Here is a 1,260-nt window from a genome sequence, read left to right on the forward strand (position 1 = left end):
CCACGGGTCAAGAATGGGCCGGCGCTTGCCGGCCATGGTGCCGAGGCCGTCCGCGACGCCATCGCGCGCACAGTCGCAACCTTGCCCGCACAGCTCCGCCGGTCGCTGACCTGGGATCAGGGGGCGGAGATGGCCCAACACGCCCATATCCGGATCGACACCGGGCTTTGCGTCTACTTCTGCGAGCCGCGCAGTCCGTGGCAGCGCGGCACGAACGAGAACACCAATGGGCTGCTGCGTCAGTACTTCCCCAAGGGCACCGACCTCGCCGTGCATGACGCCGATACCCCTGGCGGCCGTCGCACTTGCCCTGAACACCAGACCCCGCAAAACCCTTGGCTGGAAAACTCCAGCAGAGGCGCTGGACGAACTGCTCCAATCCATCGATAAGGGAGGACGGGAAGAGGCTGTTGCGACGACCGCTTGAATCCGCCCAGTGTGCCGCCGTCCTTGCGGTACTGCAGGATTTCCAGCGTTTCGTCACGCTGCTCGGCAAGGGCCGCCTTGAACCGCTGGATCGTCGCGGGATCGGTGTCCGGCCCGTCCAGGAAATGCGGCTCCTGCCCGAGGACTTCGTCCATGGTGTAGCCGGACATGTCCAGAAAGGCGCCGTTGGCGAAGATCACCGGGTTGCCCGGCAGCGTTGCATCGGCGACGATCATCGGCATCCGTGTGACCGCGACCGCTTTGACGAAAACTCCTCCCTGTTGCCGCACCGCTCCCACCTTCCGTTCCGCATCGGAGCGCTCCGGTGTGCCGGGGATGGGACGGAAGCCGTTCATGGTCGGCAGCATGGCACGGACGGCATCGGACGGCAGAGTCCAGATGCCGTCGGTCGCGCGGGTCTCCGAGACGCGCCCGGCCACCGTTCGGCCACCGAGAGGCCCCCCGTGGCGCGACCGGCACCCTCACCACGGCGCCAATGGCCGGCAGTCGCCGGGCCGGAGGAAACGGACATGGGTTCGCTCCGCTCTAAGGGACGTCCGGGAATACAAACCGCTCACGTACGCGGGACGCGATACGCTCGTCGGTCACCGGCGGACCATATCCGGCAAGTGCGGCGCGCATCATGTCATTCACACCATCGCCGGGCCGTTGCGTCCAGAGCGCCACGTTGAAGGTGCAACCGAACACCGTTTGGTAACGCCCCAGAAGTTCGTGGTCGATCATGGAACTCCTCCTGGTTCGGGCCGCCTCGGCGCTAGCCCGGATCATTCATCAGCGTTTTGGAAGGGCTGCCCGAAGGCGCGTCGATGGGTG

At 66.1% G+C, this 1,260-nt stretch carries 1 protein-coding gene and 2 pseudogenes; 1 reads left to right on the forward strand and 2 read right to left on the reverse strand.

The window, feature by feature from the left end; all coding sequences use genetic code 11:
• Window positions 1–427 (forward strand): annotated as a pseudogene (locus JJL56_RS32740) (IS30 family transposase); the annotation flags it as partial.
• Between the two features lie 22 nt (window positions 428–449).
• Here the strand turns inward: JJL56_RS32740 and JJL56_RS34030 are convergent.
• A pseudogene (locus tag JJL56_RS34030) lies at window positions 450–794 on the reverse strand (PAS domain-containing protein); the annotation flags it as partial.
• Window positions 795–972: 178 nt separating this feature from the next.
• On the reverse strand, window positions 973–1,170 hold the full coding sequence (locus tag JJL56_RS32750; RefSeq protein ID WP_200487936.1) for a hypothetical protein: 198 nt from the start codon (window positions 1,168–1,170) through the stop codon (window positions 973–975).
• Between the last annotated feature and the right edge of the window lie 90 nt (window positions 1,171–1,260).

It is taken from the genome of Azospirillum aestuarii, from assembly GCF_016632405.1.
In the GTDB taxonomy this organism is placed as follows: domain Bacteria; phylum Pseudomonadota; class Alphaproteobacteria; order Azospirillales; family Azospirillaceae; genus Azospirillum; species Azospirillum aestuarii.

Excerpts from the sequence above, each read along its gene's own strand:
- JJL56_RS32750 (WP_200487936.1), bottom strand. The coding sequence starts at position 1,170 with ATGATCGACCACGAACTTCTGGGGCGTTACCAAACGGTGTTCGGTTGC.